We start from the raw sequence: 17,918 nt of genomic DNA, 5'->3' as shown, positions 1-17,918 counted from the left end.
CTGTCCGGCCCATCCGAAGCCGGTCCGGGCGACATGAAGGAATCTCAGGAGGATCCCGACATGTCCGATTCGGTAAGTGGCTGTACGAAGCGCCGCACCGCCCTGTCCGAGGCCGAGGTGGAAGCCCTGCTCCGGGGAATCTGCTTCAAGACCGGTCCACCCCGCACCCTCGGGGTCGAGGTGGAATGGCTCGTCCACGAGCTGCGCGATCCGCGGCTCCCCGTGACACCCGCACGACTCGAAGCGGCCTACGCCGCACTGCGGAACCTGCCTCTCAGGTCGGCGCTCACCGTCGAACCCGGCGGCCAGCTGGAGCTCAGCTCCGCTCCCGCCGACTCCCTGATGGAGTGCGTCGAATCCGTCTCCGCCGATCTGGAAGCCGTCCGCGCGGTACTGCGCAAGGACGGTCTCGGCCTCGTCGGCATCGGCCAGGATCCCTGGCACCCGCCCCGCCGTTTCCTGCACGAGCCGCGTTACGACGCCCTGGAGCGGAGCCTCGACCTCACGGGCCCGGCCGGCCGGGCCATGATGTGCACCTCGGCCTCCGTGCAGGTGTGCCTGGACGCCGGTCACGAGGAACCCGGCCCGCTGGGGCACGGACGGCGCTGGTGGCTCGCACACCAGCTCGGCGCGGTCCTCGTGGCCGCCTTCGCCAACTCCCCGATCGCCCGGCGCAGCCCCACCGGCTGGCGTTCCACCCGGCAGGTGCTGTGGACGGAGATCGGCGCCGGACGGGCCGGCGCACCCCCGCTGGAAGCCGAACCGAGACAGGCGTGGGCCCGCCATGTGCTCGACGCCCCGGTGATGTGCGTACGGCGCGACAGCGGGCCGTGGGACGTGCCGGAGGACGGGCTGACGTTCCGGGAGTGGATCCGGTCCGGGGCGCCCCGGCCGCCGACCCAGGAGGATCTCGACTACCACCTGACGACCCTGTTCCCGCCGGTCCGGCCGCGCGGTCATCTCGAACTGCGCATGATCGACGCCCAGCCCGGCGACGACGGCTGGATCGTCCCGCTGGCGGTCACGGCCGCGCTCTTCGACGACCCGGAGGCCGCCGAGGTGGCCTACCGGGCGGTCAAGCCGCTCGCCGAGCGCACCCTGTCCCTCCCGGCCCCGCACAACCCCCTGTGGACCGACGCGGCCCGCTACGGCCTGAGCGATCCCGAGCTGCGGGAAGTCGCTCTGGTCTGCTTCTCGGCCGCGCTGGAGGCCCTGCCCCGGCTCGGCGCGAGCGCGGAGGTCGTCGACGCCGTCGACGCGTTCCTCAACCGCTTCGTCGTCAAGGGCCGTTGCCCCGCCGACGACCTGCTCGACCGCCTGCCCGGCACGGACCGGCGTGCGCACGGAACCTCGTACGGAAAGGATCTCCGCACATGACCGACCCCGCCCTGGAACCGGCGGTGCTCCGCGAGCGTGCCCTCGCCGCGCTCACCACCGCGCGCGAGCGGACCGCGCTCCTCACCTCCGTGGACGATCCCGAACTCACCGCGCAGCACTCGCCGTTGATGTCCCCGCTGGTGTGGGACCTCGCGCACATCGGCAACCAGGAGGAGCTGTGGCTGCTGCGCGCGGTCGCCGGCCGGGAGGCGATGCGGCCCGAGATCGACGGCCTGTACGACGCCTTCGAGCACTCGCGCGCCGAACGGCCCACGCTGCCGCTGCTGCCGCCCGCCGAGGCCCGTCAGTACGCGGCGGAGGTGCGCGGGCGCGCCCTGGACGTACTGGAGAACGCCGAGTTCGAAGGTACGGGCGCCCAGCTGACCAGGGCCGGGTTCGCCTTCGGGATGATCGCCCAGCACGAACAGCAGCACGACGAGACGATGCTGATCACCCATCAGCTGCGGACGGGACCGGCGGTCCTGCGGGCTCCCGACCCGGCGCCCGCTCCCCCGTTCACCGGTCCGTCCGAAGTCCTGGTCCCCGGTGGCCCGTTCACGATGGGCACCTCCACCGAGCCGTGGTCCCTGGACAACGAACGGCCCGCGCACCGGCGTGAGGTGGCGCCCTTCCTCATCGACACGACGCCCGTGACCAACGGCGCCTACCAGGCGTTCATCGCGGCCGGCGGCTACGAGGACCAGCGCTGGTGGACACCGGACGGCTGGACGCATGTGCGCCGGAACTCCCTGTACGCACCGCAGTTCTGGTTCCGGGACGGCGGGCAGTGGCTGCGGCGGCGGTTCGGGGTCACCGAGGTGGTGCCGCCCGACGAGCCCGTCGTGCACGTCTGCTGGTACGAGGCGGACGCGTACGCCCGCTGGGCCGGGCGCAGGCTGCCCACCGAGGCGGAGTGGGAGAAGGCGGCGCGGCACGACCCGGCGACCGACCGCTCGACGCGCTACCCCTGGGGCGACGCCGACCCGGGGCCCGAGCACGCCAACCTCGGTCAGCGGCATCTGCGTCCGGCACCCGCCGGCAGCTATCCGGCCGGGGAATCGCCGCTCGGGATACGGCAGTTGATCGGTGATGTGTGGGAGTGGACGGCCAGCGACTTCGCGCCGTACCCGGGGTTCAGCATGTTCCCGTACAAGGAGTACTCGGAGGTGTTCTTCGGGCCCGAGTACAAGGTGCTGCGCGGCGGTTCGTTCGGCGTGGACGCGGTGGCCTGCCGGGGGACGTTCCGCAACTGGGACTATCCGATCCGGCGGCAGATCTTCTCCGGGTTCCGCACCGCCCGTACCCCGGAGGAGGTCTGATGTGTCGTCAACTGGCCTTCCTGGGGCCCCCGGAGGCGATCGGCAGTGTGGTGGTGGACCCGCCGCACGGGCTGTACCGGCAGTCGTGGGCGCCCCGGCGCCAGCGGTACGGAACGGTCAACGCCGATGGTTTCGGAGTCGGCTGGTACGCCGAGGGCGATCCAGTACCGGCCCGCTACCGGCGCGCCGGGCCCGTCTGGGCGGACCCGTCCTTCGCCGACCTCGCCCGGGTCGTACGGACCACGGCGCTGCTCGCCGCCGTACGGGACGCGACGCTGGCCGGCGCCGACGGTGAGGCCGCCGCGGCGCCCTTCGCGGCCGGTGCCTGGCTGTTCGGGCACAACGGGGCGGTCAAGGGCTGGCCGGGATCCCTCGCGCCCCTCGTACAGGCGCTGCCCGGCGAGGAGTTGCTGTCGCTGGAGGCACGCACCGACTCGGCGTTCGTCTGGGCCCTGGTGCTGCACCGGCTGCACGCCGGTGACGACGTCGGACAGGCGTTGGCCCGGACCGTCCTGGAGGTCGACGCGGCGGCTCCCGGCTCCCGGCTCAACCTGCTGCTCACCGACGGCGAGACGATCGCGGCGACCACCTGGGGGGACAGCCTCTACCACCTGACCGGGCCCGGCCCCCGCACGGTCGTGGCATCGGAGCCGTACGACGACGACCCCCGCTGGCAGGAGGTACCCGACCGCAACCTCGTCATCGCGAGCCGCACCGAGGTACGGCTCACCCCGCTCCAGGACCTGAGCGGCGACCTGGCATCCGCACCATCCGAGGAGCTTCGTACGTGAGTCCGTTCCTGGTCACCCGCACCCTGCCCGAGGACGCCACGGAGGCCGCCCTGCGCGCCGACGTCCTGCACGGGCTCACCCGCACGCCCAAAACCCTCCCGCCGAAGTGGTTCTACGACGCTCACGGCAGCGAACTCTTCGACCGGATCACCGAGTTGCCCGAGTACTACCCGACCCGAGCCGAGCGGGAGATCCTCGTCGCCCGTGCCGAGGAGATCGCCTCGGCGACGGGGGCGCGCACGCTGGTCGAGCTGGGGTCCGGCTCCTCGGAGAAGACGCGGCACCTGCTCGACGCGCTGCCGGGACTGGAGACGTATGTCCCGGTCGACGTCAGTGAGAGCGCGCTGCGGCAGGCGGGCGAGGCGCTGATCGCCGAGCGGCCCGGACTCGGCGTACACGCCCTGATCGCCGACTTCACCAGCGGTCTGGCACTGCCGGACACGCCCGGGCCCCGGCTGGTGGCGTTCCTCGGCGGCACGATCGGCAATCTGCTGCCCGCCGAACGGGCCGTGTTCCTGGCCTCGGTGCGCTCCCTGCTGTCGCCCGGCGACGCGCTGCTGCTCGGCACGGACCTGGTCAAGGACGCGTCGGTGCTGGTCCCTGCGTACGACGACGCGGCGGGCGTGACAGCCGAGTTCAACAAGAACGTGCTGAGCGTCGTCAACCGTGAACTCGGCGCCGACTTCGCCCCGGACGCCTTCGACCACGTGGCGCTGTGGGACGCCGACAACGAGTGGATCGAGATGCGGCTGCGCTCGCTCGTCGAGCAGACCGTGAAGATTCCCGCGCTCGATCTCGCCGTGGACTTCGCGGCGGGTGAGGAGATGCGGACGGAGGTGTCCGCGAAGTTCCGCAAGGAGGGAGTGCGCGCCGAACTGGCCGTGGCCGGCCTGGAGACGATCCGTTGGTGGACGGACGAGCAGGGCCGTTTCGCCCTGTCGCTGAGCACCGCACGCTAGGAATTGTCAGACAGGGCCCAGCGACACCTCGCGAACCACCGCCACATGGGGCACGGTGGAACGGCGCCAGAAAAGTCCCGTACGTCCAGCACGTCCAGTACCGCGAAGAGGAGTACCCGCATGTCGAACCACACCTATCGGGTCACCGAGATCGTCGGCACCTCGCACGAAGGGGTCGACCAGGCCGTCCGCAACGGCATCAGCCGGGCCTCGCAGACCCTGCGCAACCTGGACTGGTTCGAGATCACGCAGGTCAGGGGCCAGATCGTGGACGGGGAGGTCGAGCACTACCAGGTCGGCCTGAAGGTCGGTTTCCGGCTGGAGGACGGCGAGTAGCGGGACCGGGCCGCTCTCTCAGGTCCGGCCCTCGGTCTCCTGCGCCTCCTTCAGCGGGCCGGACTCGGCTGTCCAGTCGGCCCGTACGACGCTGAAGCCGGCCCGCCGCGCGTCCTGGCAGACGAGTTCGTCGTCGTCCACCAGGACGCGGATCTCGCGGCCCCGGGCCAGCCGGCGCAGGATCTCCAGCTTGGTGCCGCGGGCGGGCCTGCGGTCGTCGTCGCGCCGCATATGGAGGCGGCCCTCGGGCAGTCCGTGCGCGGCGAGCCAGGCGAGCGTGTCGCGGCGGCAGCGCTCGGGCCGGCCGGTGAGATAGACGACCTCGCACTCCCGCGCGCTCTCCAGGGCCAGCGCGACGCCCTCGGTGAGCGGCGGGTCGTGCGGCGCGGCGGCGAAGAACGCGTCCCAGTCACGCGGTCTGCGCTCCAGGTACCGCTGCCGGTGCGCGGTGTCCGCGAGGGTGTTGTCGAGGTCGAACACGGCGAGCGGTCTACCGCTCGCCGTGCCGCCGCTCTTCGGGCTGTTGTGTCTCGGGCTGCTGTTCTGCGTCACGGTCACCGACCCTAGTCAGTCGGCCTGACCCGGCAACCTCCGCCGCCTCGGCGGCCACTCCTTGGCGACACAGCCGAGGCAGAGGCGGGAGCCGTACATGCGCAACGCAGCGATCCGGACGGGAACGGCGGTCCTGGGCACCGCGTTAATGACAGCGGGGATGCTGGTGGGAGCCGCCACGGGAGCGTCCGCCGCGACGACGCTCGTCGTGGCGACAGGGGGCGACGACTCGGCGCCGGGCACGTCGGCGCGCCCCCTGAGGACCATCCAGCGGGCCGTCGACCTGGCGAAACCGGGCGACACGATCACCGTGCGCGGGGGTACCTACGCGCTCACCGACAACATCACCATCGCCGCCTCCGGCACCGCTTCCCAGCCCATCACCCTGGGTGCCTATCCGGGCGAGCGCGTCGTCGTGGACGGCGAGCGGCTGCCCGCCAGTCACACGCCGGTCGGGGGCAGCATCCCGCGCGGCGAGCGCGGTGCGATCCACCAGGAGGCCTCCTGGTGGCGGATCTCGGGGCTGGAGATCGTGAACGGGCCGTACGGCGTCTACTGCGACGGCTGCAACAACAACGTCTTCGCCCGGCTCGTCACCCACGACAACTACGAGTCCGGATTCCAGCTCCAGGGCGCCTCCGCCAACAACCAGATCCTGGATCTGGACAGTTACGGCAACCGCGACCCGCGCAAGAACGGTGAGAGCGCGGACGGACTGGCCGTCAAGGAAGGCACCGGGACCGGCAACCTGGTGCGGGGCGCGCGACTGTGGAACAACGTCGACGACGGCTTCGACGCCTGGAAGTTCACCTCGCCGATCACGATCGAGAACACGATCACGTACGGCAACGGCTTCAACCGCTGGAACTTCCCCGACTTCGCGGGTGACGGCAACGGATTCAAGCTGGGCGGCGGTTCTCCGGCGCCCGCTGTGGCGCACGTCCTGCGCAACACGGTGGCGTTCAAGAACGCGGCGCACGGCTTCACGGACAACGGCAACCCGGGCGCTCTCGGCGTCAACCGGAGTACGGCGTACGGGAACGCGGGCACCGGCTTCGACTTCGACGTCTCCGGGGGACGCGCCACCCTCACCGCCGATCTCTCACTCGCCGACGGACGTGCCGTCGCCCTCGGCTCCGCCACCGTCTCCACCGGCAACTCCTGGGATCTGGGAGGCACTTGGAACGCTGCCTCGGTGCTGAGCACCGACCCGGCGGCGATCACGGGCGGACGGCGCGCGGACGGTTCACCGCCCGCCGCGCCCAACTTCCTGGTTCCGCGCGCGGGAACGAACATCGGCGCCCGTTTCTAGGTGATCTTCGGAGGGGCGTGAGGGGTCAACCGGAATTCAATCTGTCGGAAACATTGACTCGCTCCCGCCCCTTACCTATCTTTCGGTCGAACCTCCGCACGTCGTTCCATATATCGAACAATGTCGGCCCGGAGACAGGCCGCTGAAGGAGACTCGCCGTGGACCGCAGCCGCAACGACGCGACCAGCAGACGCACGCTCCTCAAGGCCTGTACGGCACTGGTCGTCGCCGTGACCGTGCCTGCCGTCGTCGGCACCCCCGCGTTCGCCGCCGTCCCGGCCTCCCCGGCTGTCACCTTCACCAACCCGATCGCCGCGCAGCGCGCCGACCCGCACATCTACAAGCACACCGACGGCTACTACTACTTCACCGCCACGGTCCCCGCGTACGACCGGATCGTGCTGCGCCGCGCGACCACGCTGCAGGGTCTGGCGACCGCCGCCGAGACGACCATCTGGACCAAGCACGCCAGCGGTGACATGGGCGCCCACATCTGGGCTCCGGAGATCCACTTCATCGACGGCAAGTGGTACATCTACTTCGCGGCCGGCGCCTCGAACGACATCTGGAAGATCCGCCCATGGGTCCTGGAGTCCTCGTCCGCCAACCCGATCACCGGGACATGGACGGAGAAGGGCCGTATCGCGCTGCCCCTGGACACCTTCTCGCTCGACGCGACCACCTTCGTGGTGAACGGCACCCGCTATCTGAGCTGGGCGCAGAACGACCCGGCCGTCGGTGACGGCACCAACCTCTACCTCGCGAAGATGTCCAACCCCTGGACCATCAGCGGCACTCCGGCGATGATCTCCCGGCCCACGCTGTCCTGGGAGATCATCGGGCACACGGTGAACGAGGGCCCCTCCGTCATCCAGCGGAACGGGAAGGTCTTCCTGGCCTACTCGGCGAGCGCCACCGACGCCAACTACTGCCTGGGGCTGCTGACCGCGTCCGCGTCCGCCGATCTGCTCAACCCGGCCTCATGGGCGAAGAGTTCGCAGCCGGTGTTCACCAGCAACGCCTCGACGGGCCAGTACGGGCCGGGACACAACACCTTCACGGTCTCCGAGGACGGCACCTCCGACGTCCTCGTCTATCACGACCGCAACTACAAGGACATCAGCGGCGATCCGCTCAACGACCCCAACCGGCGCACCCGTTACCAGAAGCTGTACTGGAACGCCGACGGCACCCCGAACTTCGGCATCCCTGTCTCCGACGGTGTCACCCCGGTCCGCTTCTCGTCGTTCAACTACCCGGACCGGTACATCCGGCACTGGGAGTACCGGGCGAGGATCGAGGCGAACGTCACCAACCTCGCCGACTCGCAGTTCCGGTTCGTCACCGGACTGACCGGCTCCGGGACCGTCTCGCTGGAGTCGGCGAACTTCCCCGGCTACTACCTCCGGCACAAGAACTACGAGCTGTGGGTCGAGAAGAACGACGGCACCGCCACCTTCCTCGCCGACGCCTCCTTCACCCGGCGGGCGGGCCTCGCCGACCCGGCCGGGGTGTCCTTCGAGTCGTACAACTTCCCGGGCCGGTACATCCGCCACTACAACGGCCTCCTCCAGCTCCAGCCGCTCAGCACCTCGCTGGACCAGCAGGACGCGACGTACTACACCGAGTAGTCGAGCGCCGAGCAAGGCCGAGTCAGACCCAGACATGTCAGCACCTCAGAGACGAGGCACATGTGACACCCCCTCTGTCCCGACGATTCCTGCTCCAGAGCGCGATCCTCGCGGCGGCGGCACCCGCGTTCGCCTACACCGCCTCCGGCCGGGCCGCCGCAGCCGCGCTGCCCGCGCCGTCCGCCTGGACGCTGCGCCCGTTCGAGCTGAAGGACGTCTCGCTCGGACAGGGCGTCTTCGCGAGCAAGCGCCAGCTGATGCTGGACCACGGGCGCGGCTACGACGTGAACCGGCTGCTCCAGGTGTTCCGTGCCAACGCGGGCCTCTCCACCGGCGGCGCGGTCGCCCCGGGCGGCTGGGAGGGCCTGGACGGCGAGGCCAACGGCAACCTGCGCGGCCACTACACGGGCCACTTCCTCAGCATGCTGTCGCAGGCGTACGCGAGCACCAGGGACCAGGCCTACGCCGCCAAGATCGCGACCATGGTCGGCGCCCTGACCGACGTACGCGCGGCCCTGCGCACCGACCCGCGCATGCTCGTCGTCACCGGGAGGTGGGGCGGCGCGCACGAGAACGTCCGGGGCTCCTACCAGTACGTGGACCTCCCGGCGGCCGTGCCGGGCGGTGCCTCGGCGATCACCCTGTCCATCTGGGTCAGGCCCACGCACGACGCCAACTGGCAGCGGGTCTTCGACTTCGGCAACGACACCACCAGGTACATGTACCTGGCCTCCCGCAACGGGAGCGGCGTGCCGCGCTTCGCCATCACCACCAACGGTGCCGGCGGCGAACAGGGTCTCAACGGCACCGCCGCGCTGCCGCTGAACCAGTGGAGCCACCTCGCGGTCACCATCTCGGGCACCACGGGCACCCTCTACGTCAACGGCACCGCCGTCGCCACGAACACCGCGATGACCGTCAACCCGTCCGTCCTGGGCACCCTGACGAACAACTGGCTCGGCCGCTCGAACTACTCCGGCGACCCCGTCTACGCGGGCGCGTTCGACGAGTTCAACGTCTACTCGCGCGCCCTGACGCAGGCCGAGATCACCTCGTTCCAGAGCAGCGAGGCGAAGAACTCCGCCGCGGGGCTGGGCAACCTCGCCTCGTACTACTTCTCCGCGACCACCGGCGGCACCTTCGGCGACGCCTCCGGGCGCGGGCTCACCGCCACCCTGCGCCGCACCTGGGGCGGCCCGAGCCACCCGGGCTTCCTCGCCGCCTACCCGGAGACGCAGTTCATCGCGCTGGAGTCGGCGACAAGCGCCGACTACACCAAGATCTGGGCGCCCTACTACACGGCGCACAAGATCCTCAAGGGTCTGCTGGACGCCTACCTCGCCACGGACGACGCCCGGGCGCTGGATCTCGCGTCCGGGATGTGCGACTGGATGTACTCCCGGCTGTCCAAGCTGCCCGACGCCACCCTTCAGCGCATGTGGGGGATCTTCTCCAGCGGGGAGTTCGGCGGCATCGTCGAGACGATCGTCGACCTGTACACGATCACCGGCAAGGCGGATCACCTCGCCCTGGCCAAGCTGTTCGACCTCGACTCGCTCATCGACGCGTGCGCGGCGAACACCGACACGCTCAACGGACTGCACGCCAACCAGCACATCCCGATCTTCACCGGCTACGTCCGGCTGTACGACGCGACGGGCGAGGCGCGCTATCTGACCGCCGCGAAGAACTTCTGGGGGATGGTGATCCCGCAGCGCATGTACGGGATCGGCGGCACCAGCACGGGCGAGTTCTGGAAGGCGCGCGGGGTGATCGCAGGGACGGTCAGCGACACCAACGCCGAGACCTGCTGCGCGTACAACCTGCTCAAGCTGAGCCGGACGCTGTTCTTCCACGAGCAGGACCCGAAGTACATGGACTACTACGAGCGGGCGCTGTACAACCAGGTGCTCGGCTCCAAGCAGGACAAGGCCGACGCCGAGAAGCCGCTCGTCACGTACTTCATCGGGCTCAACCCCGGCCATGTGCGCGACTACACGCCCAAGCAGGGCACCACCTGCTGCGAGGGCACCGGCATGGAGAGCGCCACGAAGTACCAGGACTCGGTGTACTTCAAGGCTGCCGACGGTGCCTCCCTGTACGTCAACCTGTACAGCCCCTCCACCCTGACATGGGCCGAGAAGGGCGTCACGGTCACCCAGACCACCGACTATCCGCAGGAGCAGGGCACGACGCTCACGATCGGGGGCGGCAGCGCGGCCTTCGCGCTGCGGCTGCGGGTGCCGGCCTGGGCGACGGCCGGATTCCAGGTGACCGTCAACGGGCAGGCGGTGAGCGGGACTCCGGTCGCCGGGAGCTACTTCGCGGTGTCGCGGACCTGGCAGAGCGGGGACGTCGTACGGATCAGCGTGCCGTTCCGGCTGCGGGTCGAGAAGGCGCTCGACGACCCGTCGCTGCAGACCCTGTTCTACGGCCCGGTGAACCTGGTCGCGCGCAGTTCGAGCACCAGCTATCTGTCCGTCGGGCTGTACCGCAACGCGGCGCTCTCGGGCGATCTGCTGCCCTCCCTCACCCCGGTGAGCGGCAAGCCGCTGCACTACACGCTGAACGGCACCGAGTTCGCTCCCTTCTCCGAGGGGACCGAGGACCCGACGCACGCCTATGTACGGCGGGCCGAGCCGACGGTGGTGTTCGGAACCGTCTCCTCCGGGATCGCCAACCCGGCGAAGGCCGACGGCACCACGCTGCTCGACGAGATCTGGGCGGGGGCGCCCTTCGCGACCAAGGCGGCGCTGGTGACGCGGGTGCGGTCGACGACGGCGTCCTGGGTGTCGGCGGGGCTGCTCACACAGGCGGCGGCCGACACGGTGGTGAGCACGGCGCAGGGCGCGTCGTACGTGTCCTGATCCTCGTACGCCATCGGATCGCGGCCGGCGGTACCCCTACCTGAGGGGTACCGCCCGTCCTGCGTCCGGACGACCGCCGAGGGGCCCCGTACTGCGTTCTCAGTAGTCGCGATTGTCGGCAGGCGCACGACGACGGGAGGGGGTCGGTCCCGGGAGCCTGGGTGGGTACCCGAGATCCGATGATGTGGAGACCTCCCCCTCGTGGCCACCTTCCTGTACAAGCTGGGCCGTCTGGCCTTCCGGCGGCGCTGGTACGTCGCCCTGATGTGGGTGGCGGTGCTCGCCGCCGTCGGTGCCGGTGCCGCGACGGCGCCCGCCGCTCCCGACGCGGACAACTCGATGCCCGGCATCGAGTCCCAGAAGGCGTTCGACCTGATGGACCAGCGGTTCCCCGGCTCCAACGCGCACGGCGCGAACGCCCGGGTGGTGTTCGTGGCGCCGGGCGGCGAGAAGGTCACCGCCACCGCGAACAGGGCGGCGATCGAGAAGTTCGTGGGCGAGGTGGCCGACGGCACCCAGGTCGCGTCCGCCGCCGATCCCTTCCAGGCGAAGGCGGTCAGCGAGGACGCCTCGACGGCGTACGCCACCGTCAACTACCAGGCCAAGGCCAACGACCTGACCGACGCCACCAAGGACCACCTGAGGGACGCAGTCAAGGAGGCGCAGAGCTCGGGGCTGACCGTGGAGGTCGGCGGTACGGCGCTGGCGACCACGCCCTCGGCGGGCGGCGCGGCCGAGGCGATCGGTATCGCCATCGCGGCCCTCGTCCTGATCGTCACCTTCGGTTCGCTGGCCGCCGCCGGGCTGCCCCTGCTGACCGCGGTGATCGGGGTGGGCGTCAGCATGGCGTCGATCCTGGCGCTGAGCAACGCGCTCGGGCTGTCCTCGACGACCGGGACGCTCGCCAGCATGCTGGGCCTGGCCTGCGGAATCGACTACGCGGTGTTCATCGTCTCCCGGTACCGGGAGGAGCGCGGCAAGGGGCACGGCCCGCAGGAGGCTGCGGCGCTCGCGACCGGCACCGCCGGTTCGGCGGTCGTCTTCGCCGGTCTCACCGTGGTCATCGCGCTGGCCGGGCTCATGGTGGTGGGTGTGCCGATGCTGACCAAGATGGGGCTCGCGGCGGCCGGCGCGGTCGCCATCGGTGTCCTGGTCGCGCTGACGCTGGTCCCGGCCCTGGTGGGGTTCTGGCCGAACGCCCTCCTCTCGCGCTCCGCCCGGAGGTCGGGGCAGGTCAAGGCAGCCGCCGAGCACAACGGCGGCACCCGCTGGGCCCGGTTCGTGCTGCGCCGTCCGGTCCCGGTGCTGATCGCCTCGGTGGCCGGTCTCGGCGCCCTCGCCATACCCGTGATGGACCTCCAGCTGGGCACGTCCGGCGACGAGGCCAAGCCGACCTCCACCACCGAGCGCCGTGCCTACGACGACCTCGCGACCGCCTTCGGTCCCGGCTTCAACGGCCCCCTGACGATCGTCGTGGACGCCAGGGGCGCTGCCGACGCCAAGGGCGCGGTGGCGACGATCTCCGAGAAGATCGCCGCCACGAAGGGGATCGTGTCCGTCTCCCCGGCCCGCTTCAACCCCGCCGGCGACACGGCGATCTTCTCCGCGGTCCCGGCCGACGCGCCGACCAGCACGAAGACGCAGGACCTCGTGAAGAGCATCCGGTCCGAACGGCCGGCCACGGTGGCCGGCACGGAAGCGGAGTTCAGCGTCACCGGCAGCACGGCGGCGAACATCGACGTGGCCCAGAAGATGCGGGACGCGCTCGTCCCGTACCTGATCGTGGTCGTGGGACTGGCCGTCGTACTACTGCTGCTGGTCTTCCGGTCGATCCTGGTACCGGTCAAGGCTGCCCTCGGGTTCCTCCTTTCGGTGCTGGCGGCGCTCGGTTCCGTGATCGCGGTGTTCCAGTGGGGCTGGGGTGCGGAGCTGCTGGGGGTGGAGACCACCGGTCCGATCATGAGCATGATGCCGATCTTCCTGGTGGGCATCGTCTTCGGCCTCGCGATGGACTACGAGGTGTTCCTGGTCGCCCGGATGCGGGAGGCGTACGTCCACGGGGACGGGCCCGCGCAGGCGGTCGTCACCGGGTTCCGGTACAGCGCGCGGGTCGTGGTCGCCGCCGCGCTGATCATGATCGCCGTCTTCTCCGGGTTCATCGGGGCCGGCGAGTCCATGATCAAGATGATCGGCTTCGGACTGGCGGTGGCCGTGCTGTTCGACGCCTTCGTCGTCCGGATGGCGCTCGTCCCCGCCGTACTGGCCCTGCTCGGCAGGGCCGCCTGGTGGATGCCCGCCTGGCTGGACAAGGTGCTTCCCAAGGTCGACGTGGAGGGCGAGGCACTCGCCCACCGGGCGGCCGTACCCGAGGACGGGGCGGACGGAACGGCAGACCGGGAGGCGGTCCAGGTCTGACTTTCGGCCGTACGCCCTGAGGGCCGCCCGTGCTGGACACACGGGCGGCCCTCGCCGGACGTCGTGACCCGCCGTCGTGGACGATGGGTCCACACCCTCTGACCGGAGAGAACCGATGAGCACCAGCGTCGAGCTTTACATCGCGCGTCATCCCCGTGCCGCCGACACGGTGACCGTCGTGGCGCTGTTCGTTCTCTTCATGGTCGGCGCCCGGGTCACCCTGCCAGGCGCCGACCAGCGGGAGGAGCTGTGGCCCGCCGCTCTCCTCGCCGTCAGCGCGTGCGCGGGCGTACTGCTGAGCCGCAGCCGTCCGCGTACGGCCGTCATGGTGACCACGGTCTGTGCCATGACCGCGAGCGCGGTGGGCTATCTGCTCACCGCTCTGATCCTGGCGCCGGCCATGGTCGCGATCTACTGGCTGGCCATCCTCACCGACCGGCGGACGACCCGCGTCTACTGCATCGGCATGATCGTCGTGCTGGTGACCACGGCCACGTTCCTCGACCCGATGGACCACCCGCTCGTCCTCAAGACCATCGCCCCCGTCGCCTACGTACTCGTCCCGGTCGCCACCGGCAGCGCCCGACGCATCCGCCGCGCCTATCTCGACGCCGTGCACGCCCGCGCCGAGCACGCCGAGCGGACCCGGGAGGAGGAGGCCCGCCACCGGGTCACCGAGGAACGGATGCGTATCGCCCGGGAGCTGCACGACGTCGTCGCCCACCATCTGGCGCTGGCCAACGCCCAGGCGACCACCGCCGCGCATCTCGCCCACAGCAACCCCGAGCAGACCCGCCGGATGCTCAACGACCTCACCGGCACCACCTCCTCGGCGTTGCGCGAACTCAAAGCCACCGTCGGTCTGCTGCGCCACGCCGACGACGTCGACGCCCCGCTGGAACCGGCCCCCGGGCTCTTCCGGCTCCCCGAGCTGATCGACACGGTCCGGTCGGCCGGGATCGAGGTCACCCTCACCACCACGGGCAGGGACCGCCCGCTGTCACCCGGAGTGGACCTGACGGCGTACCGGATCGTGCAGGAGGCGCTCACCAACATCACCAAGCATGCCGTCGGAGCATCGGCGTGCGTACGGCTCGCGTACTCGGTGGACCGGCTGACGATCACGGTCACCAACAACATCACCCGCACGGGCCCCGCCGGTCCTGCCGGGTCCGAGGCGGCGCCCGGTTTCGGTCTCATCGGGATGCGGGAGCGCGCCCATTCCGTCGGCGGCGACCTGGCGGCAGGACACCGTCCGGAGGGCGGTTTCGAGGTCTCCACGGCACTGCCCCTCTATCCCCAGCCAGCGGAAGAAGAAGAGCGCACCTCATGACCATTCGCGTCCTGCTCGCCGACGACCAGGCCCTGCTGAGGGCGACGTTCCGGATCCTGATCGACTCCGAGGCCGACATGACGGTGCTGGGCGAGGCCACCGACGGCCGGGAGGCGGTGGAGCTGACCCGCACCCACCTTCCCGACGTGGTCCTCATGGACATCCGCATGCCGGGCACCGACGGTCTGGCCGCCACCACCGCGATCTGCGCCGACCCGGAACTGTCGGCGACGCGGGTGCTGATCCTCACGACGTTCGAGACGGACGAGTACGTGGCTCAGGCCCTTCGGGCGGGCGCCAGCGGGTTCCTCGGCAAGGACGTCACCGCCGACGCGCTGCTCTCCGGCATCCGCACGGTGGCCTCCGGCGAGTCCCTCCTCTCCCCCAACGCCACCCGTACCCTCATCACCACCTTCCTCAACTCCCCCGCGCCGGGGACCCGGTTGGCGACCCCGGAGGCGCTCTCGGCGCTCACCACCCGGGAACGGGAGGTGATGTGCCTGGCGGCCGAGGGCGGGTCGAACGACGAGATCGCGGAGAAGCTGTACGTCAGTCCGCTGACCGTCCGCACCCATGTGCACCGCGCGATGACGAAGCTGGGCGCCCGCGACCGGGCCCAACTGGTCGTCATCGCCTACCAGTCGGGGCTGGTGCGGGCCCGCCCGCCGCAGACGTCCTGATCCTGCTCGTCAGTCGCCGACCGTCGTGGGCCGCACCGTCTCGTCCGTCGGCGCTGTGGCCGCGGTCTCGGGGCGGGGCCGCCCGGCTCGCCACACACGGGCCCGAGCCGCCAGGGGCTCGGTCCAGCGGGCGGTGAGCGGGCCGAGGACGACCAGGATCAGGACGTACGCCGTCGCCAGCGGGCCGAGGTCGGACTCGACGCCGGCGGTGACCGCGAGGCCCGCGATGACGATGGAGAACTCACCGCGGGCCACCAGCGCACCGCCCGCCCGCCAGCGGCCCTTGACCGAGATGCCGGCGCGGCGGGCCGCCCAGTAGCCGGTGGCGATCTTCGTGCCCGCCGTGACGACGGCCAGGGCGAGGGCCGGCAGCAGCACGGGCGGGATGCTCGCCGGGTCGGTGTGCAGCCCGAAGAAGACGAAGAAGATGGCCGCGAACAGGTCCCTGAGCGGGCTGAGCAGGGTGTGTGCGCCCTCCGCGACCTCTCCCGACAGGGCGATACCGACGAGGAAGGCCCCTACCGCGGCGGACACCTGGAGCTCCTGGGCGATGCCCGCGACCAGGATGGTCAGGCCGAGGACGACCAGCAGGAGTTTCTCGGGGTCGTCGCTGGAGACGAAGCGGGAGATGACCCGGCCGAACCGGACGGCCACGAACAGCACCAGGCCGGCCGCCCCGAGGGCGATCGCCAGGGTCACACTGCCGGCGGCGAGCGAGACACCGGCCACCAGCGCGGTGACGATGGGCAGATAGACCGCCATCGCCAGGTCTTCCAGGACCAGGATGCTGAGGATCACGGGTGTCTCACGGTTGCCGACCCGGCCCAGGTCGCCCAGCACCTTGGCGATGACGCCGGAGGAGGAGATCCAGGTGACCCCGGCGAGTACGACGGCGGCGACCGGGCCCCAGCCGAGCAGCAGCGCGGCGGCGGCGCCCGGCAGCGCGTTCAGGGTGAAGTCCACCAGACCGGACGGGTAGTGGGACTTGAGGTTGGAGACGAGATCGCTGGCCGTGTATTCGAGGCCGAGCATCAGCAGCAGCAGGATGACGCCGATCTCGGCGCCGGTGGCGATGAACTCCTCGCTCGCGCCGAGCGGCAGCAGCCCCCCTTTGCCGAAGGCGAGACCGGCGAGCAGATAGAGGGGTATCGGGGAGAAGCTGAGCCGGGCGGCCATCCGGCCGAGCAGCCCGAGGGCGAGGATGACGGCGCCGAACTCGATCAGCAGGACCTGGGAGTGCACGGTGACGTCACTCCCGTCCGAGTATCGCCGCGGCGGCGTCGACGCCCTCGCGGGTACCGATCACGATGATGACGTCCCCGCCTGCCAGCCGGAAGTCGGGCGTCGGCGAGGGGATCGCCTCGGCGCGCCGCAGTACGGCGACGACGGACGCCCCGGTCTCCGTCCGCATCCGCGTCTCCCCGAGCACCCGCCCGTTCCAGCGCGAGCCACCGGCCACCTCCACCCGTTCCGCCACCAGCCCCAGCGGCGTGGTGGACAGCAGACTGGAACTGTGGTGCGAGGGGCTCAGCGCGTCGATCAGGGAGGCGGCCTCGGGCGCGGTCAGCCGCAGCGACTGGGCGCACGAGTCCGGATCGTCGTCCCGGTAAAGGCTCACGGTACGGCCGCCGTCGCGGTGGGCGACCACCGACAGATGACGTTGCTCACGCGTGACGAGGTCGTACCGGACCCCGATGCCCGGCAGTGGAGTCGCCCGAAGGCGTGGCGCTGACACGTTGAATCCCCTTGCTGATCGGTGGTGTTGACCTCTGTGGGGCTCAGGCCCCGGTGGCCCCGTCGACGAGTTCGCGCAGAAGGTCGGCGTGGCCGTTGTGGCGGGCGTACTCCTCGATCATGTGCACCATGATCCAGCGCAGCGAGAGCCCCTGGGCACCGGCCAGGGCCGCCTCCGCCTCCGACAGCTGCCCGGTCTCGTCCAGTGAGTGCGCGGCGGCGACCAACTGCCGGCCGCGCGCGACCTCCGCCCGCCAGACGGTCAGCGCCTCGTCGAGCCCGCGCCCGGGGACGAGGGTGAAACCGTCGCCCTTGCCCTCCTCGTAGACGGCGGGCACGTCCTGGCCCGCGAACACCCGCTGGAACCAGTTCCGTTCGACCTCGGCCAGGTGCTGGACGAGCCCGAGCAGTGTCATCTCCGAGGGCGCCGCCGAGGCCAGGCGCGACTGCCGGTCGTCGAGGCCCTCGCACTTGAGGGCGAGCGTGGCGCGGTGGAAGTCCAGCCAGGCGCTCAGCATGGCGCGTTCGTCGGCGTTCGCGGGAGGTATGGGACGGCCGTCCGGTGTAGTCGACATGTTCCGCACCCTTCCACAGGTGCCCGGGGAGCCGCGA

15 protein-coding genes are annotated in these 17,918 nt (G+C 70.7%); 11 read left to right on the top strand and 4 right to left on the bottom strand.

The genetic code is table 11. The features are described from left to right. Positions 1-60: 60 nt before the first annotated feature. The 5 genes from egtA (at position 61) to PV734_RS09395 (ending at position 4,782) form a co-directional block, all read left to right on the top strand. Positions 61-1,377, top strand: coding sequence for an ergothioneine biosynthesis glutamate--cysteine ligase EgtA (gene egtA, locus PV734_RS09415; protein ID WP_319289237.1), 1,317 nt, complete (start codon positions 61-63; stop codon positions 1,375-1,377). Then, complete coding sequence (gene egtB, locus PV734_RS09410) at positions 1,374-2,696, top strand: ergothioneine biosynthesis protein EgtB (protein ID WP_319090999.1); 1,323 nt, start codon at positions 1,374-1,376, stop codon at positions 2,694-2,696. The genes egtA and egtB overlap by 4 nt, the downstream gene beginning before the upstream one ends. After that, positions 2,696-3,487, top strand: a complete 792-nt coding sequence (gene egtC / locus PV734_RS09405; protein ID WP_319091000.1) for an ergothioneine biosynthesis protein EgtC — start codon at positions 2,696-2,698, stop codon at positions 3,485-3,487. Before egtB ends, egtC begins: the two co-directional genes overlap by 1 nt. Beyond that, positions 3,484-4,446, top strand: a complete 963-nt coding sequence (egtD, locus tag PV734_RS09400; protein WP_319289236.1) for an L-histidine N(alpha)-methyltransferase — start codon at positions 3,484-3,486, stop codon at positions 4,444-4,446. Before egtC ends, egtD begins: the two co-directional genes overlap by 4 nt. 120 nt (positions 4,447-4,566) lie before the next feature. Further along, on the top strand, positions 4,567-4,782 hold the full coding sequence (locus PV734_RS09395; RefSeq protein ID WP_319091002.1) for a dodecin: 216 nt from the start codon (positions 4,567-4,569) through the stop codon (positions 4,780-4,782). Positions 4,783-4,800: 18 nt separating this feature from the next. Here PV734_RS09395 and PV734_RS09390 read toward each other — a convergent pair whose 3' ends face one another. Beyond that, on the bottom strand, positions 4,801-5,334 hold the full coding sequence (locus PV734_RS09390; RefSeq protein ID WP_415924177.1) for a hypothetical protein: 534 nt from the start codon (positions 5,332-5,334) through the stop codon (positions 4,801-4,803). Positions 5,335-5,431: 97 nt separating this feature from the next. Between PV734_RS09390 and PV734_RS09385 the strand changes: the two genes are divergently transcribed. The 6 genes from PV734_RS09385 (at position 5,432) to PV734_RS09360 (ending at position 15,572) form a co-directional block, all read left to right on the top strand. Continuing rightward, complete coding sequence (locus tag PV734_RS09385; protein ID WP_319289235.1) at positions 5,432-6,646, top strand: right-handed parallel beta-helix repeat-containing protein; 1,215 nt, start codon at positions 5,432-5,434, stop codon at positions 6,644-6,646. A 218-nt stretch (positions 6,647-6,864) separates the two neighbouring features. Continuing rightward, a complete protein-coding gene (locus PV734_RS09380; RefSeq protein WP_319091325.1) occupies positions 6,865-8,277 on the top strand; it encodes a family 43 glycosylhydrolase in 1,413 nt (470 codons plus the stop codon). A gap of 62 nt (positions 8,278-8,339) precedes the next feature. Then, positions 8,340-11,144, top strand: a complete 2,805-nt coding sequence (locus PV734_RS09375) for a beta-L-arabinofuranosidase domain-containing protein (protein ID WP_319091004.1) — start codon at positions 8,340-8,342, stop codon at positions 11,142-11,144. Positions 11,145-11,345: 201 nt separating this feature from the next. Continuing rightward, positions 11,346-13,559, top strand: a complete 2,214-nt coding sequence (locus tag PV734_RS09370) for an MMPL family transporter (protein ID WP_319091005.1) — start codon at positions 11,346-11,348, stop codon at positions 13,557-13,559. A 115-nt stretch (positions 13,560-13,674) separates the two neighbouring features. Next, positions 13,675-14,892, top strand: a complete 1,218-nt coding sequence (locus tag PV734_RS09365) for a sensor histidine kinase (protein WP_319091006.1) — start codon at positions 13,675-13,677, stop codon at positions 14,890-14,892. Further along, positions 14,889-15,572, top strand: a complete 684-nt coding sequence (locus PV734_RS09360) for a response regulator transcription factor (RefSeq protein WP_319091007.1) — start codon at positions 14,889-14,891, stop codon at positions 15,570-15,572. Before PV734_RS09365 ends, PV734_RS09360 begins: the two co-directional genes overlap by 4 nt. A 9-nt stretch (positions 15,573-15,581) precedes the next feature. Here PV734_RS09360 and PV734_RS09355 read toward each other — a convergent pair whose 3' ends face one another. The 3 genes from PV734_RS09355 to PV734_RS09345 are packed head-to-tail and all read right to left on the bottom strand — an operon-like array spanning position 15,582 to position 17,881. After that, positions 15,582-16,814 carry a cation:proton antiporter gene (locus PV734_RS09355; RefSeq protein WP_319091008.1) on the bottom strand — a complete coding sequence of 411 codons (1,233 nt, stop codon included), beginning with the start codon at positions 16,812-16,814 and terminating at the stop codon, positions 15,582-15,584. A 7-nt stretch (positions 16,815-16,821) separates the two neighbouring features. Next, entirely contained in the window at positions 16,822-17,307 is a 486-nt protein-coding gene (locus PV734_RS09350; protein ID WP_319091009.1) for a cation:proton antiporter regulatory subunit, read from the bottom strand. Positions 17,308-17,350: 43 nt separating this feature from the next. Then, positions 17,351-17,881, bottom strand: a complete 531-nt coding sequence (locus tag PV734_RS09345; RefSeq protein ID WP_319091010.1) for a DinB family protein — start codon at positions 17,879-17,881, stop codon at positions 17,351-17,353. Positions 17,882-17,918: the final 37 nt, after the last annotated feature.

Origin of the sequence: Streptomyces sp. AK08-02, from assembly GCF_033795085.1 — a bacterium.
GTDB classification, from domain to species: domain Bacteria; phylum Actinomycetota; class Actinomycetes; order Streptomycetales; family Streptomycetaceae; genus Streptomyces; species Streptomyces echiniscabiei.
The sequence above is the reverse complement of the archived record's forward strand: the minus strand, read 5'-3'. Positions and strand labels throughout refer to the sequence as shown.